This window comes from Clostridium sp. AF17-21AC, from assembly GCF_003461365.1.
GTDB classification, from domain to species: domain Bacteria; phylum Bacillota; class Clostridia; order Lachnospirales; family Lachnospiraceae; genus Coprococcus; species Coprococcus ammoniilyticus.
Window position 1 is genome coordinate 42,194 of the sequence record NZ_QTWY01000001.1, and the last position, 25,264, is coordinate 67,457.

At 44.5% G+C, this 25,264-nt stretch carries 25 protein-coding genes and 1 pseudogene; 23 read left to right on the plus strand and 3 right to left on the minus strand.

Features of this window, described 5'->3' with window-relative positions; translation table 11 throughout:
* Positions 1 to 319 precede the first annotated feature (319 nt).
* The 14 genes and pseudogenes from DWW85_RS00215 (at position 320) to DWW85_RS00285 (ending at position 13,077) form a co-directional block, all read left to right on the plus strand.
* Positions 320 to 658 carry a hypothetical protein gene (locus DWW85_RS00215; protein WP_181986465.1) on the plus strand — a complete coding sequence of 113 codons (339 nt, stop codon included), beginning with the start codon at positions 320 to 322 and terminating at the stop codon, positions 656 to 658.
* Between the two features lie 51 nt (positions 659 to 709).
* Positions 710 to 1,084, plus strand: a complete 375-nt coding sequence (locus DWW85_RS00220; RefSeq protein WP_001129922.1) for a TnpV protein — start codon at positions 710 to 712, stop codon at positions 1,082 to 1,084.
* Between the two features lie 366 nt (positions 1,085 to 1,450).
* On the plus strand, positions 1,451 to 3,370 hold the full coding sequence (gene tet(O) / locus DWW85_RS00225) for a tetracycline resistance ribosomal protection protein Tet(O) (protein ID WP_117807124.1): 1,920 nt from the start codon (positions 1,451 to 1,453) through the stop codon (positions 3,368 to 3,370).
* Positions 3,371 to 3,420: 50 nt separating this feature from the next.
* The gene (tet(40), locus tag DWW85_RS00230) at positions 3,421 to 4,641 is read left to right on the plus strand and encodes a tetracycline efflux MFS transporter Tet(40) (RefSeq protein ID WP_117807125.1); all 1,221 of its coding nucleotides are present in this window, start codon (positions 3,421 to 3,423) and stop codon (positions 4,639 to 4,641) included.
* Positions 4,642 to 5,240: 599 nt separating this feature from the next.
* Complete coding sequence (locus DWW85_RS00240) at positions 5,241 to 5,750, plus strand: sigma-70 family RNA polymerase sigma factor (protein WP_105116765.1); 510 nt, start codon at positions 5,241 to 5,243, stop codon at positions 5,748 to 5,750.
* A 94-nt stretch (positions 5,751 to 5,844) separates the two neighbouring features.
* Positions 5,845 to 6,270, plus strand: coding sequence for a sigma-70 family RNA polymerase sigma factor (locus DWW85_RS00245; protein WP_000323895.1), 426 nt, complete (start codon positions 5,845 to 5,847; stop codon positions 6,268 to 6,270).
* Positions 6,271 to 6,353: 83 nt separating this feature from the next.
* A pseudogene (locus DWW85_RS00250) lies at positions 6,354 to 6,828 on the plus strand (sigma-70 family RNA polymerase sigma factor).
* A 154-nt stretch (positions 6,829 to 6,982) separates the two neighbouring features.
* Positions 6,983 to 8,008 (plus strand): AAA family ATPase, encoded by a 1,026-nt coding sequence (locus tag DWW85_RS00255; RefSeq protein ID WP_001170964.1) that lies wholly within the window; start codon positions 6,983 to 6,985, stop codon positions 8,006 to 8,008.
* Between the two features lie 524 nt (positions 8,009 to 8,532).
* The gene (gene mobV / locus DWW85_RS00260) at positions 8,533 to 9,498 is read left to right on the plus strand and encodes a MobV family relaxase (protein ID WP_001820668.1); all 966 of its coding nucleotides are present in this window, start codon (positions 8,533 to 8,535) and stop codon (positions 9,496 to 9,498) included.
* Positions 9,499 to 9,506: 8 nt separating this feature from the next.
* On the plus strand, positions 9,507 to 10,361 hold the full coding sequence (locus DWW85_RS00265) for a ParB/RepB/Spo0J family partition protein (RefSeq protein WP_000743700.1): 855 nt from the start codon (positions 9,507 to 9,509) through the stop codon (positions 10,359 to 10,361).
* A gap of 45 nt (positions 10,362 to 10,406) precedes the next feature.
* The gene (locus tag DWW85_RS00270; RefSeq protein ID WP_001206986.1) at positions 10,407 to 10,637 is read left to right on the plus strand and encodes a PC4/YdbC family ssDNA-binding protein; all 231 of its coding nucleotides are present in this window, start codon (positions 10,407 to 10,409) and stop codon (positions 10,635 to 10,637) included.
* Positions 10,637 to 10,900: a hypothetical protein gene (locus tag DWW85_RS00275; RefSeq protein WP_000253176.1), complete on the plus strand. Its 264-nt coding sequence runs from the start codon at positions 10,637 to 10,639 to the stop codon at positions 10,898 to 10,900. Before DWW85_RS00270 ends, DWW85_RS00275 begins: the two co-directional genes overlap by 1 nt.
* Before the next feature lie 54 nt (positions 10,901 to 10,954).
* Positions 10,955 to 12,811 carry a recombinase family protein gene (locus DWW85_RS00280; protein ID WP_001820670.1) on the plus strand — a complete coding sequence of 619 codons (1,857 nt, stop codon included), beginning with the start codon at positions 10,955 to 10,957 and terminating at the stop codon, positions 12,809 to 12,811.
* Entirely contained in the window at positions 12,778 to 13,077 is a 300-nt protein-coding gene (locus DWW85_RS00285; protein ID WP_242995961.1) for a zinc-ribbon domain-containing protein, read from the plus strand. Before DWW85_RS00280 ends, DWW85_RS00285 begins: the two co-directional genes overlap by 34 nt.
* 69 nt (positions 13,078 to 13,146) lie before the next feature.
* On the opposite strand, the gene hcp is transcribed toward DWW85_RS00285, so the two are convergent.
* The gene (hcp, locus tag DWW85_RS00290; protein ID WP_330599156.1) at positions 13,147 to 14,931 is read right to left on the minus strand and encodes a hydroxylamine reductase; all 1,785 of its coding nucleotides are present in this window, start codon (positions 14,929 to 14,931) and stop codon (positions 13,147 to 13,149) included.
* A 619-nt stretch (positions 14,932 to 15,550) separates the two neighbouring features.
* Here hcp and DWW85_RS00295 point away from each other — a divergent pair.
* From DWW85_RS00295 to DWW85_RS00310, 4 genes are all read left to right on the plus strand, one after another.
* Entirely contained in the window at positions 15,551 to 16,324 is a 774-nt protein-coding gene (locus DWW85_RS00295) for an ABC transporter ATP-binding protein (protein ID WP_117807126.1), read from the plus strand.
* Positions 16,314 to 18,401 carry an ABC transporter permease gene (locus tag DWW85_RS00300; protein WP_117807127.1) on the plus strand — a complete coding sequence of 696 codons (2,088 nt, stop codon included), beginning with the start codon at positions 16,314 to 16,316 and terminating at the stop codon, positions 18,399 to 18,401. The genes DWW85_RS00295 and DWW85_RS00300 overlap by 11 nt, the downstream gene beginning before the upstream one ends.
* A 64-nt stretch (positions 18,402 to 18,465) precedes the next feature.
* Positions 18,466 to 19,146: a response regulator transcription factor gene (locus tag DWW85_RS00305; protein WP_117807128.1), complete on the plus strand. Its 681-nt coding sequence runs from the start codon at positions 18,466 to 18,468 to the stop codon at positions 19,144 to 19,146.
* A 2-nt stretch (positions 19,147 to 19,148) separates the two neighbouring features.
* A complete protein-coding gene (locus DWW85_RS00310; protein ID WP_117807129.1) occupies positions 19,149 to 20,180 on the plus strand; it encodes a sensor histidine kinase in 1,032 nt (343 codons plus the stop codon).
* Between the two features lie 114 nt (positions 20,181 to 20,294).
* Here DWW85_RS00310 and DWW85_RS00315 read toward each other — a convergent pair whose 3' ends face one another.
* Both DWW85_RS00315 and DWW85_RS00320 read right to left on the minus strand, forming a co-directional pair.
* The gene (locus DWW85_RS00315) at positions 20,295 to 20,762 is read right to left on the minus strand and encodes a DUF6120 family protein (protein WP_117822167.1); all 468 of its coding nucleotides are present in this window, start codon (positions 20,760 to 20,762) and stop codon (positions 20,295 to 20,297) included.
* Positions 20,734 to 21,105: a PadR family transcriptional regulator gene (locus tag DWW85_RS00320; RefSeq protein WP_117785606.1), complete on the minus strand. Its 372-nt coding sequence runs from the start codon at positions 21,103 to 21,105 to the stop codon at positions 20,734 to 20,736. The genes DWW85_RS00315 and DWW85_RS00320 overlap by 29 nt, the downstream gene beginning before the upstream one ends.
* 290 nt (positions 21,106 to 21,395) lie before the next feature.
* Here DWW85_RS00320 and DWW85_RS00325 point away from each other — a divergent pair, with 290 nt between their 5' ends.
* The 5 genes from DWW85_RS00325 to DWW85_RS00345 all read left to right on the plus strand — a co-directional run bounded on the left by DWW85_RS00325 (position 21,396) and on the right by DWW85_RS00345 (position 25,162).
* Positions 21,396 to 21,878, plus strand: coding sequence for a hypothetical protein (locus tag DWW85_RS00325; protein WP_117785607.1), 483 nt, complete (start codon positions 21,396 to 21,398; stop codon positions 21,876 to 21,878).
* Between the two features lie 357 nt (positions 21,879 to 22,235).
* Positions 22,236 to 22,811: a hypothetical protein gene (locus tag DWW85_RS00330; RefSeq protein ID WP_117785608.1), complete on the plus strand. Its 576-nt coding sequence runs from the start codon at positions 22,236 to 22,238 to the stop codon at positions 22,809 to 22,811.
* Positions 22,808 to 23,689 (plus strand): hypothetical protein, encoded by an 882-nt coding sequence (locus DWW85_RS00335; RefSeq protein ID WP_117785609.1) that lies wholly within the window; start codon positions 22,808 to 22,810, stop codon positions 23,687 to 23,689. The genes DWW85_RS00330 and DWW85_RS00335 overlap by 4 nt, the downstream gene beginning before the upstream one ends.
* Complete coding sequence (locus DWW85_RS00340; RefSeq protein WP_117785610.1) at positions 23,686 to 24,333, plus strand: ATP-binding cassette domain-containing protein; 648 nt, start codon at positions 23,686 to 23,688, stop codon at positions 24,331 to 24,333. Before DWW85_RS00335 ends, DWW85_RS00340 begins: the two co-directional genes overlap by 4 nt.
* Positions 24,323 to 25,162: a hypothetical protein gene (locus tag DWW85_RS00345; protein WP_117807131.1), complete on the plus strand. Its 840-nt coding sequence runs from the start codon at positions 24,323 to 24,325 to the stop codon at positions 25,160 to 25,162. Before DWW85_RS00340 ends, DWW85_RS00345 begins: the two co-directional genes overlap by 11 nt.
* Positions 25,163 to 25,264: the final 102 nt, after the last annotated feature.

A 25,264-nucleotide genomic window follows, 5' to 3' on the forward strand; every position in this document is an offset into this window, starting at 1 on the left:
CATGTGTTGTTCGTTATCAAGTGATATGCTCATCCGTCGGCAAACGAGGTGAAATATCAGGAGCACACTTGTGTCGTTTCCAATTTTATACCAAAGCTTTTTCTTCAATTTTTACAACGTCGGTCATTATACTAAGCTTTTAGTAAAAATGCAAGTGAAAATTTCATATTCAAACTTATAAAATTTCATATGCAGGTATAAAGAATATCATATGTGAAAACAGATAATTGTATACGCAATAATACATGGACTTGTTTGACTTATAAATGGGTAGATGCTAGTATCATAGTTATGATCATTATGTGGGAGGCAGATGGATATGAACAGTGCACAGAAGATATGTATGATTGTCGGAGTGGGTTTTGCAGGAATAGGGATTTTTATGACATTGATCTTTTTATTTGCATTTGGTAAGCCCGGGGCATTTATATTAATTCCATTAATGTTTGTGGTACTTGGATTATGTTTTATCGTGACGATCCTTGTTATGCTCCATAACAAGAAAATGATCCGTGTACATGGTGAAAAGTATACAGCGAAGATTTATGGTTATGTAAAAAATACATCTTATATGGTAAATGGCAGATTTCCTTTAAATGTAAAGGTGCATTATTTTGATAATTATGGTATCGAGCGGGAAGTGATCCTGCCGATGTAGGACGGATTTTGCGGACATTCAAAATAAAAAAGAATGTGGAGGTAACAGACAATGGCAAAATCATTATTTGAGGAACTGGGCGGCAAATACGAAAGGCAAGGGGATTATTTGATACCGTGCTTAACTGTACCCGCCGAAGAAGAACAGGCAATAGGCATCTGGGGGCAACGGCATTTAGATTATCTAAAACAGTACCGTAAAGTTACATACACCAATCTTCTTACAAGCGGCAGGCTAAACGCCTACCTTGCCGACATCAACAGACAGGCACAGGAACGCTTTGAAAGGCTCATAGAGGGTATGAAACAGGCACAGGGCATAACGGAACAGCTAAAGGCAGAAAACGCCTTAGAATGGACAGGATGCCTCAATAACATAAGGGCTTGTGCGAGGGAGATTGTGGAAAAGGAAATTATTTTTGCATAAACAGATGATTAGTGGCAGGGGGAAATCCTGCCGCTTTTTCTGCTTTAGTTTGTCAGCTTGACAAATAAAGGGTTAAGGAATATAATTAGATTCAGTATTATACAAGGAGTTAATAAATATGCGGCAAGGTATTCTTAAATAAACTGTCAATTTGATAGTGGGAACAAAAAGTAGCAGTCCCGTTTCACTTTTAATATGGGGCTTAGTTTTTTGTACCCAGTTTAAGAATACTTTTATCATGTAATTTTATATGCCCGAAAACATATAAGTGTTTTGGGGCTATTGGAGTTATTTACCCAGTGATAGGAGTATTTATCACTGGGTATTTTTATGCCCTTTTTTGGGTGTTGATAGGAGGAAAATCACATGAAAATAATTAACTTAGGCATTCTGGCTCACGTTGACGCAGGAAAGACAACATTAACGGAAAGTTTATTGTATACCAGTGGTGCAATTGCAGAACTAGGGAGCGTAGATGAAGGCACAACAAGGACAGATACAATGAATTTGGAGCGTCAAAGGGGAATCACTATCCAGACAGCAGTGACATCTTTTCAGTGGGAGGATGTAAAAGTCAACATTATAGATACGCCAGGCCATATGGATTTTTTGGCGGAAGTATACCGTTCTTTATCCGTATTAGACGGAGCAGTATTATTAGTTTCTGCAAAGGATGGCATACAGGCACAGACCCGTATACTGTTTCATGCACTACAGATAATGAAGATTCCGACAATTTTTTTCATCAATAAAATTGACCAAGAGGGGATTGATTTGCCAATGGTATATCGGGAAATGAAAGCAAAGCTTTCTTCGGAAATTATAGTAAAGCAAAAGGTTGGGCAGCATCCCCATATAAATGTAACGGACAATGACGATATGGAACAGTGGGATGCGGTAATTATGGGAAACGATGAACTATTAGAGAAATATATGTCAGGGAAACCGTTTAAAATGTCAGAACTGGAACAGGAAGAAAACAGGAGATTCCAAAACGGAACGTTATTTCCCGTTTATCACGGAAGCGCTAAAAACAATCTGGGGATTCGGAAGCTTATAGAAGTGATTGCCAGTAAGTTTTATTCATCAACGCCTGAAGGTCAATCTGAACTATGCGGGCAGGTTTTTAAGATTGAATATTCAGAGAAAAGGCGGCGTTTTGTTTATGTGCGTATATATAGCGGAACATTGCATTTGAGGGATGTTATTAGAATATCTGAAAAAGAGAAAATAAAAATCACAGAGATGTGTGTTCCGATAAACGGGGAATTATGTTCATCCGATATAGCCTGCTCTGGTGATATTGTAATTTTACCAAATGATGTTTTGCAGCTAAACAGTATTTTGGGGAACGAAATGCTGTTGCCGCAGAGAACATTTATTGAAAATCCTCTCCCTATGCTCCAAACAACGATTGCAGCAAAGAAATCTGAACAGCGGGAAATATTGCTTGGGGCACTTACAGAAATTTCAGATGGCGACCCTCTTTTAAAATATTATGTGGATACTACAACGCATGAGATTATACTTTCTTTTTTGGGGAAAGTGCAGATGGAAGTCATTTGTGCCATCCTTGAGGAAAAATATCATGTGGAGGCAGAAATAAAAGAGCCTACTGTTATATATATGGAAAGACCGCTTAGAAAAGCAGAATATACCATCCACATAGAAGTCCCGCCAAATCCTTTCTGGGCTTCTGTCGGGTTGTCCATAGAGCCGCTCCCTATTGGAAGCGGAGTGCAGTATGAAAGCAGAGTTTCACTTGGATATTTAAACCAATCGTTCCAAAATGCGGTTATGGAGGGGGTTCTTTATGGCTGCGAGCAGGGGCTGTATGGATGGAAAGTGACAGACTGTAAAATCTGTTTTGAATATGGATTGTATTATAGTCCTGTAAGTACCCCCGCAGACTTTCGGCTGCTTTCCCCTATCGTATTGGAGCAGGCTTTAAAAAAAGCAGGGACAGAACTATTAGAGCCATATCTCCACTTTGAAATTTATGCACCGCAGGAATATCTCTCACGGGCGTATCATGATGCTCCAAGGTATTGTGCAGATATTGTAAGTACTCAGATAAAGAATGACGAGGTCATTCTGAAAGGAGAAATCCCTGCTAGATGTATTCAAGAATACAGGAACGATTTAACTTATTTCACAAATGGGCAGGGAGTCTGCTTGACAGAGTTAAAAGGATACCAGCCAGCTATTGGTAAATTTATTTGCCAACCCCGCCGCCCGAATAGCCGTATAGATAAGGTTCGGCATATGTTCCACAAGTTAGCTTAACAGCTTGCAAAAGTCATATAAAATGAGATTTGAAAGGAGAATGTAACTTCATGTTTGCTAAAAATTCAAAGGCATATTCTGTCTACCTGCTGTTCCGATTTGTCTGTTCCCTGGCGGTTTCTATGTCCACAGTGCTTTCCATCGTGTACCACCTGGAGGTGGTGCAGCTGGATGCTTTCCAGCTTGTCCTGGTAGGGACGGTTCAGGAGACCTCCTGCTTTCTGTTCGAGATGCCCACCGGTGTGGTGGCGGATTTGTATAGCCGTCGGCGCTCGGTGCTGATTGGAATGTTCCTCTACGGCCTGGGCTTTCTGATGGAGGGTGCGCTACCGTGGTTCGCGCCGGTTCTGCTGGCCCAGGTTGTCTGGGGTTGCGGTGATACCTTCATCACCGGCGCTCTGGAGGCGTGGATTGCCTCGGAGGAAGAGGACAAACCCATAGACAAGGTGTTCCTGCGGGGCAGTCAAATGGGGCAAATCGGCGGCGTTCTGGGCGTGGTGCTGGGCACACTGCTGGGAAACATAAACCTGCAAATGCCTCTCATCTTGGGGGGCAGTTTGTGCTTGTTGTTGGGGCTGGTGTTGGGTCGCATCATGCCAGAAACCAACTTCTCCCCTGCTATTGAGGAACGGCAGGGCTTGCTTAAAGACTTTGTCTGCCTGTTCAAGCTCAACCTGGGCTTTGTGAAAGGCGCACCTGTGTTGCTGACGCTCTTAGCAATCACACTATGCGGGGGACTTGCCAGTGAAGGCTTTGACCGGCTCTCCACCGCTCATTTTCTGGATGACACGGTAATACCCGTTATCGGGCCGCTGAACAGCGTCACTTGGTTCGGTGTTATCAGTCTTATCGGCAGCGGCTTAGGTATTCTGGCTTCTCAGTTGCTCATCGCCCGCATGGAGAAAAAAGGGACTGTCAGCCGAACCAGTGTGGTCATGTCCACCAGCGCCGGGTATATCCTGTTCCTGGTTCTCTTCGCGGTGGGGCGGAGCTTTTGGTTCATGTTGTTGGTGTTCCTGCTGGCGGGGCTTATGCGCACCATCAAGGAGCCTGTGCTGGCCGCCTGGATGAACGACCATGTGGATGAGAAAATGCGCGCCACAGTCTTTTCCACCAGCGGACAGCTGGACTCTTTCGGGCAGATCATCGGCGGGCCTATTGTGGGGCTGGTAGCCCAGCAGGTGTCCATACCCTGGGGGCTGGTCTGTACCGCTTTCCTGCTGTTGCCCGCGCTGTTCTTAGTGCCGGTGGCGGGAAAGAAGCGGGATTGATATGGCATAGTTAAGTTTACTGACGAGCGGGAGATTACTTCCGCTCGTCTTCATTTAGTAGCGCAAAATTTGAGGACTCTTTATTTCCTTATTCGGTATAGCGGAGGCGGCTGTCAATTCGACATAATTTTCTTGTGATACTTTACCGTACATGAGCATTTGTTTCGTATTTGAAAGAACAAACTCACCAAATAAAAAAAACGATATTCGGGTGGGTTATTTTGTTATACCCTAAATTACCCTCTGAATTTGTTTTTAAATTTGGAGGGATTTTTTTATGTCCTTTTTTCGGGCAGTTATCTATCTGCTCATACGAAGCAAAATTTATCAATACATAGCATATCAGAGAACGGCAGGAAACCAGTTAAAAAAATTTCTGCCAGTGCAACGGTACTTCTCACCTTGAAAGTAGAAGTACAATCTCCATACAATAGAATTACTATTTCCTATAACCGTAAAGGTCACAGAGCCTTTGCGGTTTTTCTTTTGTCGATTTTTGTTGGAAAGTGCCGTAGGGCTGTTTCTGATATGCGGTGTCGTTCTCCGCCTCTCCATCTGGATTTTTTACATTTCAAAAATTCAGATGGGAGGTATTTATGGTGAAATATGCACCAAGAAAGGTATATATCAGAGAAAGTGGCGGCTATGTGGAATTATCCTACACGGAGTTCTGCCGTTGCAGGGAATCCGACCAGACCTATATGGACAAGCTGTTTATCCCCATTCAAGGCTGTCTGCTTGAAGTCGTGAGGGAGCAATACACAGACTTCTACCGTGACAAGGAACGGTGGCGTTATCTGCAAAAATTAGATACAAAGAATAGACTGCTATCTCTCGACGGATTTACGGACAGCGAGGGGAATCCTCTGGACTTTATCACTGATGAAGCGGTGGACATTGCAGAAACCGTTGTCAATGCGGTCATGGTGGACAGGCTGAAAGCCGCCCTGCCTTTGCTGTCGGATAGTGAACAGGAGCTGATACAGGCAATCTTTTTTGACGGACTTTCCGAGCGTGAAGTCGGGGCGAGGTTGGGCATAACCCAGAGCGTTGTAAACAAACGCAAAGCCAGAATCCTAATAAAACTAAGAAAGATAATAGAAAATTAAAATTTAAGGCGTTCAGCCCCCTTGTTTTTTCCTTTGGGAAGATGAGGGGGCTTTTCTCTGCCCTCTCAATCAATTCTGATTGGAGGAAGTAAGAATGGCATACAACCACGGACGGGAGGACAGGAAATGGCGTATCTGGAAAGAAGCGGAGGAAAAGCTGCTGCGTGAGTGCGGCGTTGATGAAGCGACCATTGAGCAGATACGCATGGCGGACAGGGCAGACTTCAATTCCAACAGGCGGTTTTACCGATGGACGAATGACGTTGCGGAATATCTTGAGGACATGGCAGGCAGGGAGCGGCAGGCGGAAGTGGGTACGGTTGCGGAGTTACTGGAAGAGATTGAGAGCGAAAATCTCTATCAAGTATTAGTCACGGTGGACGGGCGTACCTTGAAAATCGTCCTGCTGAAAATGCAGGGGTATTCCACAAAGGAGATTGCCCCGCTTGTGCATTTGACGACTGGTGCCATCTATGCGAGGTTAGACCATCTGCGGAAGAAGCTGCGGAAAATTTTATAGCTTCTAAAACAGCCTGCCATCCTGCGGGCTACTGGGTGAGGGATGGAAATCCCCTCACTCATTTTTTGCAGGAGGACAACAGGATGGCATACAGGGTTAAGGCATACACGCTTCGGGAGGAATCCACGGAAAGCGGCACAAGGTATTTTATCAGCTTTAAGGACGGGCAGGGCAAATCCCACGAGTTGGAAGTGTCGGAACAGTTCTTTATGGAGTTTCGGCAGATGGAGCGCAGGAACAGGAATCTTTTCTAATGGGACGAGCGGCACAGGGAGTTTAACGAGGTATGGGACGAAACCCTTTACAGACGGGCGTTGCGTGTGCCTAAGAGCCTTGATGAACGCATGGTTGAGGAAGAACGGAATGAAACGCTCTATAAGGCGGTTGGGAGCCTTCCAGAGATACAAAGGCGGCGTTTCCTGCTCTACTACGAGTATGAGTTCAATTTTTACCAAATCGCCGCTATGGAGCATTGCACCGCTTCGGCAATACAGAAATCTGTTGCGATTGCAAAGGAGAAAGTAAAGGCGGAAATTGAAGAAATATCTCCAACCGTGACCGACACCGCCCGAAAAAGAAATCTGTTTTTTATTTGTGTGGGATTGGCGGCATTACATACTCTCACTTTTTTCCGTGGGAGTAAATCTATTTTTAAGGAGGTCAACGCCTATGTGCAACGAAAACAAAGACACCGCCCGAAAGGAGGAAAGCCATGCAGAAGTTACAGACAGTCAACGCCGAAACGCTCCTTTATGAACCGCTTGAGAAACCATCCTTTGTGGTGGACAGCCTTATCCCGACAGGCTTATCGCTGTTCTGCGGCTCACAGAAGATAGGCAAAAGCTGGCTCATGCTGAAGCTATGCTTATGCGTGTCGCAGGGAATCCCTTTATGGGATATGCCGACAATGGAGGGCGATGTGCTTTACCTCTGCCTTGAGGACACGTTCTGCCGCATACAGGACAGGTTATTTCGTTTGACGGACGAAGCAAGCGGGCGGCTCCACTTTGCCGTGGCAAGCTGCAAGCTGTCAGACGGTCTTATCGTGCAGCTTGAAGATTATCTGAAAGATTACCCAGACAGCAGGCTCATTGTCATTGATACCTTGCAGAAAGTCCGTACAGCTTCAAAAGACAATGCCTATGCAAGCGACTATGGGGACATCTCCCTCATCAAAGACTTTGCCGACAGGCACTCTCTGGCGGTCATTGTCGTACACCACATCCGAAAGCAGAATGACAGCGACGTGTTCAACAAGGTGTCTGGGACGACAGGATTAACGGGGAGTGCGGACGCTACCTTTGTTCTGGAAAAGGAGAAACGTGCGTCTGACACCGCCAAGCTGTATGTGACGGGCAGGGACACGCCTTATCAGGAATACACGCTGCGTTTCCGTGATTGCCGTTGGGAGCTTGTGGAGCGGAAAACGCAGGAGCAGCTTGCGAAAGAAACGATACCAGATGTCCTTTTTCGGTTGGTGGATTTTATGAGGGATAAGGAAGAATGGATAGGCACGGCAACGGAACTGTTAGCCGCTATGGGGGAAACGGAAACCATACCCACGGTGATTACGAAATGGCTGAATGAATACCGCACCACATTTTTAAGCGAGAACCGTATCTGCTACCAGTACAGCCGCAGGAAAGACGGCAGGCGGATTGCCCTTGCAAGGAGGGCGGGTGACAGCGGTGATGGTGGTGACAGCGATATTAGGATACCCCCCTGTTACTGTCATTGACGCTTAAAGCCATGTAAAGCTGGCGGCTCTGCCCTGCGGGTGACAGCAGTGACGGTGGTGACAGTGATTTTAGGATACCCTGCCGCTGTCATCCCTACGGGAGAACACCCCGTAAACGCAAAATGCAGGCGTGAGATTTACTCGCCCTTTTCGGTCGTGTAAAACCACCCCTGCGGTCAGAAAAATCATTCCGATTTTTCCGACTGCGTTTACAGGGTGTAACACACTACACTTTGCCCTGCAAAGTCGTGTGCCAGACGTTCCCTCTGGACTCCCTTAAGGCAGGGCTGTGCCCTGCTATCCTACGCCTTACGGCTTCGGATAAAAGAATGGCGGCATGACGGTGACGGCTCTTGCGAGGGGGGTATCCCAAAAACACCGTCATCATCGACATGACCGTCATGCAGGGGGTGAGGGTGACAGTTGCGGCAGTCGGCAGGGGGTATCCCAAAACTGCTGTCACCACCGTCACCGCTGTCACCCCAAAGGACGGTCACCCGCCGAAAGAAAGGAGGAATCCGCCTATGCCTTATGCAATCCTGCGTTTCCAGAAACGAAAAGCGGGCGGCGTTGCGGCTTGTGAACGCCACAACGAGCGGAAGAAAGAAGCCTACAAAAGCAACCCAGATATAGATATGGAACGCTCTAAAAACAATTACCATCTCATAGCACCACCAAAGTACACCTACAAGAAAGAGATTAACCGCATGGTAGCCGAAGCGGGGTGCAGGACAAGGAAAGACAGCGTGATGATGGTGGAAACGCTCATCACAGCTTCACCAGAATTTATGAACCAGTTACCGCCCGAAGAACAAAAAGCGTATTTCCAGACGGCTCTTGACTTCATTTCGGAGCGTGTTGGAAAGCAGAATATCCTCTCCGCTGTCGTCCATATGGACGAGAGAACGCCCCATATGCACCTCTGCTTTGTGCCGATTACGCCAGACAATAAGCTGTCAGCGAAAGCTATCTTAGGCAACCAGAAATCATTATCCGAGTGGCAGACCGCCTACCATGAGCGGATGTCCTCACGGTGGAATCAGCTTGAACGGGGGCAGTCCTCAATGGAAACCAAGCGGAAACACGTCCCCACATGGCTCTATAAATTAGGCGGCAGGCTTGATAAACAGTATGAAGAAATCGTGTCTGCCCTATCCGACATCAACGCCTTTAACGCAGGGAAGAAAAGGGATAAAGCGTTAGATTTACTCTCTGCATGGCTGCCAGACGTGGAGAAATTCTCTAAGGAAATCGGGAAACAGCAGGCGTATATCGACAGTTTGAAAGAGAGAATTGGGCAGGAATCAGACTATGCGGGGCGTATGCGTGATGAAAAGTACGAGCAGGAACTAAAGGTGCAGAAAGCGAATCAGAAGATATTTGAATTGCAGAGAACCAACGAGCAGATGGGGCGGCTGCTGTCAAAAATACCGCCCGAAGTGTTGGAAGAATTGCAGAAAAATCATAGAAGCAGAGCGAAAGAAAGGTAGATATGTGAATGAAGAAACAGGATTTTAAGGTGTTAAAGACCAAAGACTTGTACCCGTTCCCCGACAATCCGTTTCATGTGGCAGAAGATGAAACACTGTCAGAGTTAGCGGAAAGCATCAAGGAATTTGGCATTGTCACGCCGATAATCACACGCCCGAAAGAGGACGGGGACGGTTATGAAGTGATTGCAGGACAGCGGCGTGTCCGTGCTTCTGAACTTGCAGGGATAAATACCGTGCCTGCGTTTGTCCTGCCCTTAGACCGTGACCGAGCCATCATCACCCTTGTAGACAGCAATTTGCAGCGTGAGAATATCCTGCCATCGGAGCGGGCGTTTGCTTACAAGATGAAATCCGAAGCCATGAAGCGGCAGGGTTTCCGCACAGACTTAACCTCGTCACAAGTTGTGACGAAGTTGCGGACGGACGACAAGGTGGCACAGGGCTTCGGCGTGGGCAGGATGACCGTGCAGCGTTTTATCCGCCTGACGGAACTGATACCGCCGATTTTGCAGATGGTGGACGAGGGGAAAATCGCCCTCACGCCTGCGGTGGAACTGTCCTTCTTGAAGAAAGACGAGCAGGAAAACCTCTTTGCCACGATGGAGAGCGAAGAAGCAACGCCCTCACTCTCACAGGCACAGCGGATGAAACAGTTAAGCCAGAGCGGGCGGCTTGACATGGATACGATATTTGCGATTATGACGGAGGAAAAGGGCAACCAGAAAGAAACCTTGAAAATCAACACAAGCAAGCTGAAAAAATACTTTCCGAAGAACACAACGCCGAAGCAGATGGAGGAAACCATCATCAAACTTTTGGAGCGTGAGTTGCAGAGGAAACGCAACCGTGACAGCCGCTAATCTTCTTTTTTCGGGAAGTAAATACAGAGAGTTGAGGTATGGAGAATGAGAGAAATCCAGTATGAAATCGTAAAGGAAATCGCAGTATTGTCTACGGGCGACAGTGGCTACACAAAGGAAATCAATCTCATTTCATGGAATGGGAAAGAGCCGAAGTATGACATCCGCAGCTTTTCCCCGAACCGTGAAAAGTGCGGCAAGGGAATCACGCTGAACGCTGATGAAGCGGCGGCACTCCTTAAAGCATTACAGAAAGAATTAAACAGCGAGGATTAATGGTATCTGATTGGCAGGGCGGGGACATTTCCAAACTCTTCCCTGCCCTGTCTGGAAAGGAAGATTTAAGTATGGGCGAGGATAAGAAAGCAGATAAAAAGAGAAAGCGTATCGTGCCAAAAGCACCAGTGCAGATGATAATCAGCCGTGAATATGTCGGCACACAGACCGTTACAGAAGCGTTTGTCCCGATTATCTCCGAGGATATTCGGAAGAAGATTGCCGAGGGCGACACCTTCGACAATGAGGGGCTGTCCGCTTAGAATGTACGCAATGGGACATGAAAACAGATAGGACAGATACGGAGGTTTTACAGTATGGCAGGAATCAAAGAAGAAAAGAAAATCTATTTAGTCGGCATTTATTGCCGCTTATCTAAAGACGATGGTACGGATAACGAGAGTGCGAGCATTGCGACACAGAAATCCATCCTCACGGATTATGTGAAAAAGCAGGGATGGCACATAGCAAAAACGTATGTGGACGATGGTTATTCTGGTACAAATTTCCAAAGACCAAGTTTCCAGAATATGATAAAAGACATTGAAAGCGGTCTGATAAACTGCGTGATTACGAAAGATTTATCCCGTCTGGGGAGAAACTATCTTGATTGTGGGTTATATCTGGAAGTTTTCTTCCCAGAGCATAACGTGAGGTATATAGCGGTCAATGACGGCGTAGATACCTTGAATAAATCTGCTATGGACATCACGCCTTTCCGCAACATTTTAAACGAAATGTATGCCGCTGACATATCTGTTAAGATAAAATCGGCATATCGGGCGAGGTTTCAACAGGGGAAATTCATGGGAACTACCGCCCCTTATGGCTATATCAAAGACCCTGCCGACCACAACCATCTGCTGATAGATGATAAAGTGGCACATGTTGTAAAAGAGATATTCGACCTTGCATTAAAAGGGAATGGAGTTGCCAAAATTTGCAGACATCTTAATAAACAGCATATCCTACGCCCTGCCGCTTATGCGGCGGAGCGTGGCGAAACAGGCTTTGAACGTCATTTTGAGGGGAACGAGGACAAACGCTATATTTGGAGTGGGAACAGCGTGAGGAGCATTTTAAGAAGCCCGATATATGCGGGAAATCTTGTAGGCTACAAACGGATTGCCGCCAATATGAAAAGCAAGAAACGCCCCTCTAAGCTGCCCGAAGAATGGGAAGTGATACCCAATACCCATGAGGGAATAGTCACGCAGGAGGAATTTGATATTGTCCAACAGCTTATTACAAGTCGTAGGCTTCCACAGAACAAGGGAGGATTTGTAAATATTTTTGCAGGCGTTATCAAGTGTGTGGACTGCGGATGTGCTCTGCGGGCAATGAACGTACACAGGAGGAAACGCCCAGAGATTATCGACTGTGTACAGTATTCATGTAATAATTATGCAAGAAACGGAAGAAGCGAGTGTAGTGCCCACAATATAGAAGCAAGGGATTTATTCAATGCCGTTCTTGCCGACATCAACTGTTTTGCGGATATGGCAGTGAATGATGAAAAGGCGGTCAGGGCCATAGAAAAGCGGCTCACGGAAACAGACCAGAGCAGGGCGAAAGCATTAGAGAAAGAACGTAAGAAGCTGAACAAACGCCTTGCGGAACTGGACAGGCTGTTTTCCTCTCTCTACGAGGATAAGGTCATGGAGCGTATTACCGAGCGGAATTTTGAGATGATGTCGGGGAAATACCAGAAAGAGCAGCTTGAAATTGAAGCAAGGCTGAAAGAGGTGACGGAAACTCTTAATGAAAGCTACGAGAAATCACGGGGAATCCGTGACTTCCTCGCCCTTATCCGAAATTATCAAGGCTTAAAAGAACTGGATGCAACAGTTATAAACGCACTCATAGACAAGATACTTGTTTCGGAGCGTGAGAAGATGGCAGACGGAACAGTGAAGCAGGAAATCAAGATTTACTATAAATTCATCGGCTTTGTCGATGAATTACATATCATACCTACAAAACGGTGGGCAGCAATGCCCGCTAAAAATTGTACGGTGTGCGGCGTTGAATATGTCCCGGGCTCTGGTGCATCAAGGTATTGTCCTGCTTGTGCCAAGAAGATACGGAGGGAGAAATCAAACGAGAGCAAACGCAGGAGCAGAGAACAGAAAAGGATAGCATGTATGAACTGTCCGCAAAAAATGACCGACTGACTTCGATCAGTGGAGGAGCGGATTCCATGTTCCCGATCGGAATGACGATCGATATCTATGAATACAATGGTAAGTACAGTTATGATCCTGCTTCTGTCCGTGGAGAACGGCTCAGAAGAGAAGAAGAGCTGATGGACAACAAGCCGATCGATCCGGAACAGCTTCACCTGATCGCAGTCCGATGTTCGAACTGCGGTGCTTCTTATAAGGCAGCAACCGGATATGCCAGCCGCTGCCCTTATTGTGGTGGTTACCAGAATGTGTGATAAAGCACTGATGTTTGCCGGAACGTGTGATGAAGCTGTTGCCGGAATGGGATGATGCCGGCTGACTATTTAGCCGCGCCCGAGGATCGCATCCATATCCTGCTCAGGAGCCGTGATCGGCTGCAGGTTGTAGGTGTCAACCAGAAAACGGACAACGGTCTCTGTCATGAATGCCGGAAGGGTTGGGCCGAGATAGATGTTTTTGACACCGAGGGCAAGCAGGGTTAAAAGGATGCAGACAGCCTTCTGTTCATACCATGAAAGAACGAGAGTCAGAGGAAGCTCGTTGATATCACAGTTAAAAGCTTCTGCCAGTGCAAGGGCAACTTTGATCGCGCTGTAAGAATCATTACACTGCCCCATATCTAAGATCCTTGGAATTCCATCGATCTCACCCAGGTCGAGATCATTGAACCGGTATTTGCCACAGGCAAGTGTCAGAACGAGAGAATCCATAGGAGTCTGTTTTACAAATTCCGTATAATAATTTCTGCCCGGATGGGCACCGTCACAGCCGCCAACTAAGAAGATGTGTTTGATATCACCATTCTTGATGGCGGCTGTAAGTTTATCTGCATGGGAGAGGACTGCGCCATGTGCAAATCCTGTTGTCAGGATATGTCCGCCATTGATACCGCTCATGCTGTGATCGTGTTCATAACCGCCCAGCTTTAGGGCATGCTTGATGATCGGAGTAAAATCCTTCTTGCCATCCTTTGTTCCCTCGATATGCACCATTCCTTCATAGCCGACAACAGAGGTGGTGTAGATGCGATCTTCATAGCTTGGGCGTGGCGGCATCAGGCAGTTGGTTGTAAAGAGGACGGGTGCAGGGATATTTTCAAATTCCGTCTGCTGGCTCTGCCATGCAGTTCCGAAGTTGCCGGCAAGATGCTTATAGGCGGCTAATTTTGGATAGCCGTGAGCCGGAAGCATTTCGCAATGTGTATAGACATTGATCCCGGTTCCTTCGGTCTGTTTTAAGAGCAGATCCAGATCGCGGAGATCATGACCGGATACAACAATGAAAGGCCCCTTGCGGATATCGGTGTGAACCTTAGTCGGCGTTGGTGTGCCGAAGGATTCGGTATTTGCCTTATCGAGCAGTTCCATGCACTGATAGTTCACTTTTCCAAATTCCATAATAAGCTCGATCCATTCTTCTACCGAGTGTTCGCGGTTCACTTCACACAAGCCCTTATAGAACCAGGTTGTTACATTATCATTTTGATAGCCGAGATTCATTGCATGATGCGCATACGCAGCCATTCCCTTTAAGCCGAACAATAACGTGGAGCGGAGTGACACGATATCGTCCGTACCATCCCACAGGCTGATTACCGGTATATCATGTGGATCTTTCAATCCACAGGTCGGAGGATTGATATTTGCTGTTGATGAATTCATATTTGTATCTGAGAAGTTCATATTTGCAATTGATGAATTCATATTTGTAGTCGGGGAGTTCTTATATGCGATATCTGATATGTTACATATGTCTGTAGGCATACAGCGCATGATATCCTTCTGGTTTTTCTGCACTTCGTTGATGTAATCTTTGATTGATTTATCATCAAAATTTACATTTGTAAGTGTTGTAAATAAACCATCGATCAGCAGACGGTCAGCGGATTTTCGGTTGTTCAGGTATCGGGACAGAAGTTTGGGATCTGTCTCTTTTTTCTGTTGTATGGATTTCTTTGTAAGCTCGGCTGCTTCGGCAAGTCGTATCAGTTCACAGATTAATTCGTCCTGCAGATTGGATGTCGAGGGCTGTTTACCGCAGACTCCGGTATTCACACAGGCTTTATTGCCAGCCGTCTGCTGGCACTGAAAACAAAACATATTTGACATGGGATAACCTCCTGATGGAATTTTATTGATGATTGCGGAAGGGCATATATACTGTGCTGGTAAGGCATACTGTTCATGTATGAGCAATATATATAATAATTCTGCAATTATCTTTTTAAACATATTTAGTATCGTCGGATGTTTCCGGAATTATACAGGCAAAACCTTTCATTCAGTGTAAGTGTTATTTGAGGAAGATATCTGATAGTATAAATATTGTCAGATATGGTGGGTATGAAATTAAGAAATAAATTATGATACCCCCAGGAGCTGGGCAGCAGCGGGTATGAGAGCGAAAAAAAGAATGTGATACCCGCAGAAGCAAAATGGCGAGGGTATGAGAGTGCGAAGGAAACCATGATACCCCCAGAAGTCGGGCGGCAGCGGGTATGAGAGAGCGAAGGAAACCATGATACCCCCAGAAGTCAGACAACAGCGGGTATGAAAGCGAGAAAGCCAATGTCATACCCCAGGAGCCGGGCAGTAGCGGGTATGAGAGAGAAAAAAAGAATGTGATACCCGCAGAAGCAAAATGGCGAGGGTATGAGAGAGCGAAGGAAACCATGATACCCCAAGAAGTCAGACAGCAGCAATTAAGAAAGTACAAGGAGGCGGCAGCATGGATGCATTATTAGAGATAGAAAATCTGAAAAAATATTATGGCAAGGAACCGAACCAGACAAAGGCGTTAAATGGAATCACGTTTCAGGTGATGCCGGGCGAGTTTTTGGGAATTATGGGTAGCAGTGGTTCCGGTAAATCAACGTTATTAAACTGTATCGCAACAGTGATCCAGCCGGACAGCGGTAAGATCCGGATGAAGGGTACAGAGATCCAGAGGTTGAAGGGCAAGAAGCTGGCAGGATACCGTGGCAAGGAGATCGGATACCTGTTCCAGAATTTTGAACTGCTGGATAATCTGACCGGACGTGAGAACATCATGGTTCCATTGTCGATTCATAACATATCGGAGGCAGAGGGCGGAAAGCGTCTGGAGCAGTTAGCGAAATATCTGGAGATCACCGAGGTACTGGATAAGTTCCCATCGCAGATGTCTGGCGGACAGAAGCAGAGACTGGCAGCAGCCAGAGCACTAATCCTGAATCCGGGCATCATTCTGGCAGATGAACCAACCGGAGCACTTGATTCCAGAAATGCCAAAGCCTTAATGGAGAAATTAGCCGGCCTGAACCGAGACGACAAAACAACGGTTTTGATGGTAACGCATGATTCCAATGCTGCAAGCTACTGCAAGCGGATACTTTTTATTCAGGATGGCGTGATCTTCCATGAATTAAGACGTGATCTGCTCGCAGAGACACAGCAACAGTTCTATGAAAGAATCCTGCAGGTCATGGCACAGTTGGGAGGGGGCAGCGCAAATGTTCTTTAAACTGATCCGAAAAAACAGTAAACGAAACAGAAAAGAAAACGGTTTATTTTTCTCCTCGTTAGTAATATCTATCGTGGCATTCTATATTATCCTGTCACTTTCTTCACAGGATGTTATGGTATTCCTTAAGAAAATGGAGAGTGATGCGGTAGATCGTCTGTTCCAGATCATACCTGCATTTTTTGTAATGACACTGGTGATCTTATTCTTCCTGATCTACTATGCAAGCAAATTCCAACTGGAACGGAGAAAACACGAATTTGGCGTCTACCTGATGATGGGAATGCGGAGAAGCAAGCTATTCGGGATGCTTCTTGCAGAAGATATAGGAAGCAGTCTGGCAGCACTTGTAACAGGACTTCCGATTGCCATTTTATTATCCGAACTGATCAGTCTGATCACAGCCAAATGTGTAGGACTTGGGATCGTCGGTCATCAGGTAACATTCTCCATTCAGGCAATCATAATAACGGCTGTTGGATTTCTGGTGATCAAGCTGGTTGCATTCCTGATCTTAAGCGGGAAGATCGCAGGACAGGAGATCGGTGCATTATTAGTTGATACACCGGAGGGAACCAAGAAGCAGTTCCCGGCTGGCGTCTATGCGGTAAGTTTCGTTCTCGGTATTATCTGTCTGGCTGTGGCATACAGCATGGCGATTGGAGGAAGATCATGGACGACACTTCGTAAGATGTCTGAGACAATATTGATCGGTTTTGTTGGTATGCTGCTCTTATTCTATGGCATGCGGTTTTTTATCGACCGTCTGGCAAAACACAGCCATGGGGGAGCTGCCCTTCGGGTATTTAACTTCCGTCAGGTGCAGGAAAATGTCATAAGAAAATCCAGTACCTTATCGATCAGTTCTATTCTGATCCTTGCAGCTCTCTGCTGTTTTGGAGCAGGAATCGTGATCGCATTTTCCTATGGAAATGAAAAGGGAAATATCCATATCATGGATTATACATTTGAAAATTACGAAGAAGATCAGAAACAGGGTGTGGAAAATGTAAAAAAGCTTCTGACAGACAACGGACTGGAACAGGATTTTTCCGATCTGTTTGAGGTGCGGGTCGGTCATCTTATTCCGGGTGCAAATGATGATTATGATGTATTTGATCTGTCATCCGTTATGAGCCGGGTAGAACAACTGCCGGATTCAGAGGATAAAGATATTCTGCTTAACAATCTGGAATATGTGTCATATCCATATCTGATCTCTTTGAGCGGATATAATCATGTACTCGAACTTGCAGGGAAAGAACCTCTTGCATTGTCAGACGATGAGGCGGCAGTATTTAAAAGTCTGGAATTTACATCGGATAGTATGAATCAGAATATAAATGATATTCTGGCAGACCGCCCGGAGGTGGCATATCTGGATCATAAGATGTATCTGACCGGTAAGATACAGAACACACCGCTTATTACCGACCGGGCAATTACATTATCCTTTGCCCTGATCGTGCCGGATGAAATATTTGACAAATATACATGGGACAGCACGATCTATCTGAATGGTGTGCTGGATCAGTCAAAGGTCAAGGGAGATAACCTGCTTCAGTCGGTCATGCAGATGAATGATAAACTTGCGCAGATCGATTTTGCAGCAAAAAATATTGAATATGAAAGTTATTTGAAAAATATGGGACGCCGGATGTTCTATATCGTAGCAGCAAGTTATATCACGATCTATCTGGCGATCATTTTCCTGATCATTGCAAATACCGTGATCGGGGTACAATTCCTGATGGGGCAGCAGAAATCCGGCCGCAGATATAAGACACTGATCCGGCTTGGAGCAACCTATGAATTGCTCTGCCGTTCCGCAAGAAAGCAGATCAACTGGTACTTTGGTATGCCGGTTGTCGTTGCAGGCATCAGCAGTATCTTTGGTGTGCGTGCCGTTCTTACATTGGTTTCCGGTATGATCTCAAATAGTATCGGAGATGCCATGCTGCTTGCTGCGGCTATGATTTTGCTGCTCTGTGTGGTAGAATGCATTTATATGGCATTTGTAAAACGGTCAAGCAACCGGTATCTTCTGACACTGATGGTACCGGAACGTGAGGAGTAGATTCAGAGCAGATGAAGATCAATGGCGATGGCGTGAAACCTTGACTGATAGATGAGGAGTAGATATGAAGCATATAGCAGTGGTAGAAGATGAAGATATGATGCGGGAAGAACTGGAAGATATATTGCAGAAGGCGGGCTATCAGACCAGCGGTATCACGGATTTTGAGAATGCGGCAGCAGCTATTCTTGCAGCATCCCCGGATCTGGTGCTGCTCGATCTGAATCTGCCGGGCATGGGTGGATTCCAGATCTGCCGGGAACTGAAGCAGAAAAGCTCCATACCGGTTCTGGTTCTGACGTCGAGGGATCAACTTCAGGATGAACTGCATGCCCTGGATCTGGGCGCAGATGAATTCCTGACGAAGCCGTGCAGAAAAGAACGTCTGCTCGCCAGAGTATCCAATGTGTTGAAACGGTACGAGGGAAGAAATAACCTTTTGGAAGGAAACGGATTTCTCCTTGACCGTCAGACCTATACTTTATATATTCATAACCAGTCTGTTATCCTGCCGCAGAATCAGGGAAAAATCCTTGGGATATTCTTAGAGCACGGATCGGATATCGTGACGAAAGAGGAACTCTGTATCGCCTTATGGGGGACGGCAGAATTCATCGATGAAAATGCTTTACAGGTGAATCTTACGAGACTGAAAAAGACAATGGCAAATCTTGATATGCCACAGCAGATCCTTCCTGTGCGTGGCGTCGGATATCGTTTTGTCGGACAGACAGCGGAGAGGTAGAGATGGAACATATATCCATAAAGGAGATCGGACAGATCATAAAACAGAATAGATTCTGGCTGGGGATCATCGGACTGCTTGATCTGCTCAGTATCCTGCTGTTATGGCTGATCGATGCACAGGCATTTTATGTGATCGCAATATCGGTAATTCTGTTCAGCCTGCTGGTATTTGTAACGGCTGTTCTTTATCTGGCAAAGAAAGAGAGAAAACGGAAGAAAGCATTTGATGAATTCCTTGCAGTGCCGGATTCCTATCATGAGGAACAACTGCTTCATGATGCGGAGAATCTGCAGGCAGAGATCAGAAGCTTCAGTCAGATATTACATGAACAGATGGATCAATGCGCACAGACGAAGTTACAGCTAAATGATTATGAGGAATATGTGGAAGCATGGGCGCATGAGGTAAAGACGCCGCTTGCCCTGTTGACATTTATGCTGGACAATCACAGAGACGAGCTGTCAGAAGATGTGGTATGCAAGCTTGACCGGATCAACTGTCAGATGCAGAGATATATCGACCAGATGTTATACTATGCCCGTTTAAAGGGGGCGAGAAAAGATTACAGGTTTGAGTCGGTCGATACGGAAACCTGTGTAAAAGAAGTGCTGGAGGATTTCACACCACTGTTAGAAGAACAGAAGATACAGGTTCAGCTTGATATAAAGGAGAACACATTATTTACCGATAAACGTGGCTTCGCATTTATGCTCGGACAGTTTATCAGTAATTCGATCAAATACAGCAAAGGAAAGGATAAACAGCTCTGGATCTCCTGTATCAGAGAGCAGGAGAAGATCATTTTATCTGTCCGGGATAATGGCATGGGTATTAAAGCCTGCGATCTTCCGTATGTATTTGAGAAAGGCTTTACCGGAGATTCCGGTGACAGGCGGAAGAAAGCAACCGGGATGGGACTTTATCTTGCAAAAGAAATGGCACATGACCTGAATGTGGAACTGGATGTTTCCTCTGATGAAGCTGCAGGCGGCTGTGAGATAAAAGTATATTTTCCGGTGGTAGAAGAATAAAATAAAAGCAAAGAAACCAAATGGGAATCCTGTAAGTTGGGATTCCCATTTGGTTTCTTTGCTTTTGCATTTATTTAAGATAATGTTCCGGTTTTGGAACATGACAGAGTTGGATTAATGTTCCTCTTCATTTGCTGTTGTATCATCATATATATCAGATGGTTCTAGTGCTTCTTCTGCTGAGGATGTTTCCAATTCTTCTATTACTGTGGTGTCATATGCAATTTGGCTTTCCTGAGCATGCAGATAGTCCAGATGAGCAAGAAACATCTTGAATCCGGTTACCAGTAAAATCGCAAGAATGCCTGTGATAACAAGTGATTTAATATAATGTGAAATATGTAATTCTTTTCGAATTGTATCAATGTCTTTTTCAGAAATATAATTGTTTACAAGTTCATGTGGGTCACCAAATTCAGTTACTAACGCCTCATAGGATATAGAAGATCTGGTCTGAGCCATTTCTTCTATATCCTGGCGTAAGTTGGTGATAAATTTACGTTCTGCTTTGTGCATGGTAGGCAACAGATGGCGCACTTTGCGCATATACCTGTTAATTTCCCCTTTTTTCTTCGTGTTCATCTGTTTGTTCATCTCCATTAAATCTTAAAATGTCCTGAATTGCCTGATTGGTCTGGTAGTAATCATGTAACAAAAGATCTAATCGTGTTTTCCCGCTATCCTCTAAGTGATAGTATATACGAATCATTCTTTTTCCCACTTGTTCCTTATGATCAGAGATATATCCGGCATCAATTAATTTGTATAATGCCGGGTATAATGAACCAATCGGAATATCAATGACGCCATTCGTTTCCTGTCTTATGATCTGTGTCAGCTCATATCCATAGTAATCCCGTAAGCTTAACAGATGTAAGACCATTAGTTCGACGGATCCACGTCGAAAGTTGCTTTTTCGATCCATTAGAACACCTCAATTTCAAGGTTTTAATATAACATATATCATTTATTTTGTAAATATACAGAAAAACTAAAATACTATTGACATATACACTTTGTGTTATTAATATATAGATAAAGCAAAACTGTATAGGGTATGAGGGGGAGATGACGATTAACCTTCTCGCTTCTTAATGTTACATGAATTATAAGTTGAAGTTTATGCTTGTATGTGGCTTTGACTGGTATCGTGGCAGCGTGGAAAACATGTAAAAAGTTTTTCATAGTTTATACAATCAGGAGGAGAATAAAATAATGATCAAAAAAAGAATTGGTAACAAAATAATTCTTGCTACAATTGCTGGTATGCTTGTTTTAACTGGTATGGGAATATCGGAGTCAGTATCAAGTGCAGCTAATACATCGGATACAAAATGGGAGGCCGTGCTAGATGAAAATTCTACGCAGGTAAAATATACCAATAAAAGGAGAAAGGATACTAATTCAAAAATTTATATCTACTGGAGTCTAACGTATGGGTCTGGTCTTAGTGCAATTTCAGTAGGGGTTTATGGATGCACTGGCGATAGTGCAAAGAAATATCCTGCGGGTAGATTGGATGGAGACAGGAAACGTTTTTATGGTATAAATGGAATGGGAAAGTATGCAATGACTAACTATGTAAATGAATTAAAGTATTCTTATGCCAAGCTAGGTTTTAAGTCACTTTCGGGGTCAGGTGTAGCAAAAGGTGTATGGAGTCCAGATTGTGCTGGATCATATACAGTATTGAAATAGAAGAAAAATATTCTAAAATATATTTTCAACGAGAATTAAAAGGTGAAAAAGTTATGGACAGTTTGTAAAAGGATGTTAACTAGATTCCTATTTCAACTGGAAAAATTGTTGCTCATGAAGCTAATAATTTAATTATTCAGTTAAATCTATCTACCTATTGTCATGAATTTATGGAGAATATATAACGACTGAGCAGCATTTAATGTGAACAAGAATACAAAGCATATCTTTACCAGGATTGACTCATAGCATTATGAAAGAGATGGTTTTCTGCGGGGGACAGGAGACCATCTTTATTCATTTATTTATGCAGGTAATAAATCAGATATCTGCCAGGATGAAAGGAAAAAGGACGAAGTGAATAAAAAGAAGAAAATAGCAGGTATTGTATTGGCAATTGCTGTGTTTTTAATAATTGGAGCCCGGATCTGTTATGTAACTGCACATGCCAGACTGCCGGAACAGAATGTGATCGCACAGGGAGAAAATCTGACATACAGAGGATTAACTTATCAGATCAAAGACGCTGTTTTATGGAATTATGAGGATTATTTCAAAGAACATCCAGAATATCAGAGTTATCAGGAATCGCAGCTTACAGGAGAAAATACGAAGTTATTGATGGTCGCATATACAGTGGAGAAGATTCAGGACCAGAATGTGCTGGAAACGATGCCTTCAATTCAGTATTTCCATGTATTTAATCAATTTGATCCATTCTTTTTCAGTGATCTGAATCCGTCATTATCGGATGGAACATTTGTATCGGGGGATACCCTTTATATTCCTTATGAAATATATAAGGCGAACCTGACAAAGGAACAATGGGAACAGGTGGAGAATAATCAGGTGATATATGAGATGGTTCTCGGAACATATCCGGTGAAAAACAGATTACAGATCACAGATATTGAAATGGAGGGAGAACAGTGAGACAGGTTGTAAGCTTGGAATTAAAGAAAGCGTTCCGGACAAAGGGGTTTTATATTGCACTGATGGTTGGATTGTTGATCAGTCTGTACCATACAGTGTGGATTTACAGAAATGTGTACGCTCCGAATAATGTTGAATACGAAAAGGTTACGGAATTGGGGGAAATGGATAAGGAATATGGATACTGGTATGAGATCGGTGTTCTGGATGGATGGTTAGGAACGGAGCTGCTGTCGCCCTGCAATCAGCTATTCTATCTGTTGCTGCCATTTCTGGCAGTACTTCCATATGGAAGCCAGTTGTTTTCTGAATGGAACAATGGGTATGCCGGGCAGATGATCATACGATGTGGACGACGCAGGTATCTGACAGCCAGAGGAATTGCAGCATTTGTAAGTGGAGGATGTGTGATAGCAATACCATTGCTTGTTAATTTTCTGTCGATTGCCTGTTTTATGCCGATTATTGGAACAGACCCAATGGCATTACAGTCGGTTGTGCCGGGACGGGCACTTCTGGGTGACATTGTGTATGAAGCACCGGCGTTGTATGCAGCATGGTATATTTTTATAGATTTTATCTATGGCGGTTTATTTGCACTGATGGCGCTGGCAATCACACAATTCTGTTACAACCGGTTTGTATTGATGATCCTGCCACTGATGTTTAACTGCTGTATGTATTATGGAATCCACAATCTGATCCCGGATATAAATGCATATAATATCAGTCTGATCCCAAATCCTGCACAACAAGGCATGAAGCTTACCTGGCATTCTCTGTTCTTATCAATGTCAGGAATGTTTCTGATCCTTATAGTGCTGTTTGCTGCAAGTAACTATAAAAAAGATGTATTAAGAACTGGAGCAATGGAATGAAAATAGAAATTACTAATTTGAAAAAAGTGATAAAGGGAACTATCGTACTGGATGATATTAATTATACATTTTCTGGTGGCAGGATCTACGGCTTATGCGGGAAGAATGGATGTGGCAAGACTATGCTGATGCGTTTAATAGCAGGCCTGATCTATCCAAGTTCCGGAACTATACGGATCAAGGATAAAGTGCTTGGTAAAGATATTTCATTTCCGGAAAGTGTTGGTATGTTGATTGAGAATCCATCATTTCTAAATGATTATACAGGGAAACAGAATCTGGAGATGTTGGCTGGTCTTCAGAAAAATGTCGATAAGGCAGAAGTACGCCGGGTGCTGGAACAGGTGGGACTGGATCCGGATGATAAGAGAAAATTTTACAAGTATTCACTTGGTATGCGGCAGCGTCTTGGAATCGCAGCAGCGATCATGGGAAGTCCGGAACTGATCTTGTTAGATGAACCGATCAATGCGATCGATACAGATGGAGTGCAGGAGATCCGTGCAATTATTCGTGGGCTTTCGGCTGAAAACCGTATCATTATCGTTGCCAGTCATGATAAATCTGAAATGGATTATCTAGCAGATGAGAAAATTTATATGTCAGAGGGAAGGCTTATAAAGGAGACGGAGAATGATCGTTAAGTTTTTTCAACATGATATCCGGCAGGGGCTGGTAAAATATATTGGACGATATATTCTGGCTGTGCTGATTGGTGCGATCGCCTGTGGGATGGTCGATCAAGCTGGCGAGTACTTCCAGCAGTGGTATGGACAGAACCTGTCAATATGGGAATATGGTTTGAATCTGTTTCAGGGACAGAGTCCTTTTGTATTTACAAAAGGAAGCAATAATTCATTTGAGGTTCCAATGACGTGGTTTATGCTGTATCTGTGTCTGATGTTCTGTGTTGGAGATTATATCCGGCAGGATATGCATGGATTTGGTATGTATATGATGGTTAAGAGCAGGAAACGTTCAATCTGGTGGTGCTCGAAATGTGTCTGGTGTATTTGTGTGAATCTTCTGTATTTTGCATGTGCATGGCTTGGAACACTTGCGTATGCGTGGGCACGGTATGGAGAGATATCATTCAGGGATCATATAACATTGGCTAACATGATATACGGAACAGATTTTATAGGAGTCGGGGCATCAGATCTGCTTGTGAATCTGCTTGTTTTACCATTAATGGTTGGAATCATACAGTCTCTTCTTCAGATGATACTTACAGTACAGTACAGCAGTTCAGCAGGTATGGTTGTTGTATTTATGATGTTGGTCGTAAGCAGTTATTATGGCAGTCGTTATCTTCCGCATGGATATGCTATGATCACCCGTTTTTTCAGTAGTGATGGAGCAGATGCACTGTCTGTCAGGTTTGGATTATTGTATCTGACCATTTGGATCATTGCTTTGTGGGTGATCGGCTATATCATTGTCCGGAAAAAAGATGTATTTGGCAGGGAATAGGGAGCAATTTTGTATAAACGAAGTTGAATTTGTCCGTTTTCTGCAATATTTTGCCATTTTATGCAAAGGAGGGTTGTTGGCGGAGTCGGCATACAGTATAGT

What these genes read in the sequence shown, in the direction of transcription:
- DWW85_RS00220 (WP_001129922.1), top strand. Translation starts at nt 710, where the DNA reads ATGGCAAAATCATTATTTGAGGAACTGGGCGGCAAATACGAAAGGCAA.
- DWW85_RS00280 (WP_001820670.1), top strand. Translation starts at nt 10,955, where the DNA reads ATGGCAGGAATCAAAGAAGAAAAGAAAATCTATTTAGTCGGCATTTAT.
- hcp (WP_330599156.1), bottom strand. Translation starts at nt 14,931, where the DNA reads ATGTCAAATATGTTTTGTTTTCAGTGCCAGCAGACGGCTGGCAATAAA.
- mobV (WP_001820668.1), top strand. Translation starts at nt 8,533, where the DNA reads ATGCCTTATGCAATCCTGCGTTTCCAGAAACGAAAAGCGGGCGGCGTT.
- DWW85_RS00310 (WP_117807129.1), top strand. Translation starts at nt 19,149, where the DNA reads ATGGAACATATATCCATAAAGGAGATCGGACAGATCATAAAACAGAAT.
- DWW85_RS00305 (WP_117807128.1), top strand. Translation starts at nt 18,466, where the DNA reads ATGAAGCATATAGCAGTGGTAGAAGATGAAGATATGATGCGGGAAGAA.
- DWW85_RS00295 (WP_117807126.1), top strand. Translation starts at nt 15,551, where the DNA reads ATGGATGCATTATTAGAGATAGAAAATCTGAAAAAATATTATGGCAAG.
- DWW85_RS00300 (WP_117807127.1), top strand. Translation starts at nt 16,314, where the DNA reads ATGTTCTTTAAACTGATCCGAAAAAACAGTAAACGAAACAGAAAAGAA.
- DWW85_RS00245 (WP_000323895.1), top strand. Translation starts at nt 5,845, where the DNA reads ATGGCATACAACCACGGACGGGAGGACAGGAAATGGCGTATCTGGAAA.
- DWW85_RS00340 (WP_117785610.1), top strand. Translation starts at nt 23,686, where the DNA reads ATGAAAATAGAAATTACTAATTTGAAAAAAGTGATAAAGGGAACTATC.
- DWW85_RS00345 (WP_117807131.1), top strand. Translation starts at nt 24,323, where the DNA reads ATGATCGTTAAGTTTTTTCAACATGATATCCGGCAGGGGCTGGTAAAA.
- DWW85_RS00275 (WP_000253176.1), top strand. Translation starts at nt 10,637, where the DNA reads ATGGTATCTGATTGGCAGGGCGGGGACATTTCCAAACTCTTCCCTGCC.
- DWW85_RS00270 (WP_001206986.1), top strand. Translation starts at nt 10,407, where the DNA reads ATGAGAGAAATCCAGTATGAAATCGTAAAGGAAATCGCAGTATTGTCT.
- DWW85_RS00325 (WP_117785607.1), top strand. Translation starts at nt 21,396, where the DNA reads ATGATCAAAAAAAGAATTGGTAACAAAATAATTCTTGCTACAATTGCT.
- DWW85_RS00265 (WP_000743700.1), top strand. Translation starts at nt 9,507, where the DNA reads ATGAAGAAACAGGATTTTAAGGTGTTAAAGACCAAAGACTTGTACCCG.
- DWW85_RS00285 (WP_242995961.1), top strand. Translation starts at nt 12,778, where the DNA reads ATGTATGAACTGTCCGCAAAAAATGACCGACTGACTTCGATCAGTGGA.
- DWW85_RS00215 (WP_181986465.1), top strand. Translation starts at nt 320, where the DNA reads ATGAACAGTGCACAGAAGATATGTATGATTGTCGGAGTGGGTTTTGCA.
- DWW85_RS00315 (WP_117822167.1), bottom strand. Translation starts at nt 20,762, where the DNA reads ATGAACACGAAGAAAAAAGGGGAAATTAACAGGTATATGCGCAAAGTG.
- DWW85_RS00255 (WP_001170964.1), top strand. Translation starts at nt 6,983, where the DNA reads ATGCAGAAGTTACAGACAGTCAACGCCGAAACGCTCCTTTATGAACCG.
- DWW85_RS00320 (WP_117785606.1), bottom strand. Translation starts at nt 21,105, where the DNA reads ATGGATCGAAAAAGCAACTTTCGACGTGGATCCGTCGAACTAATGGTC.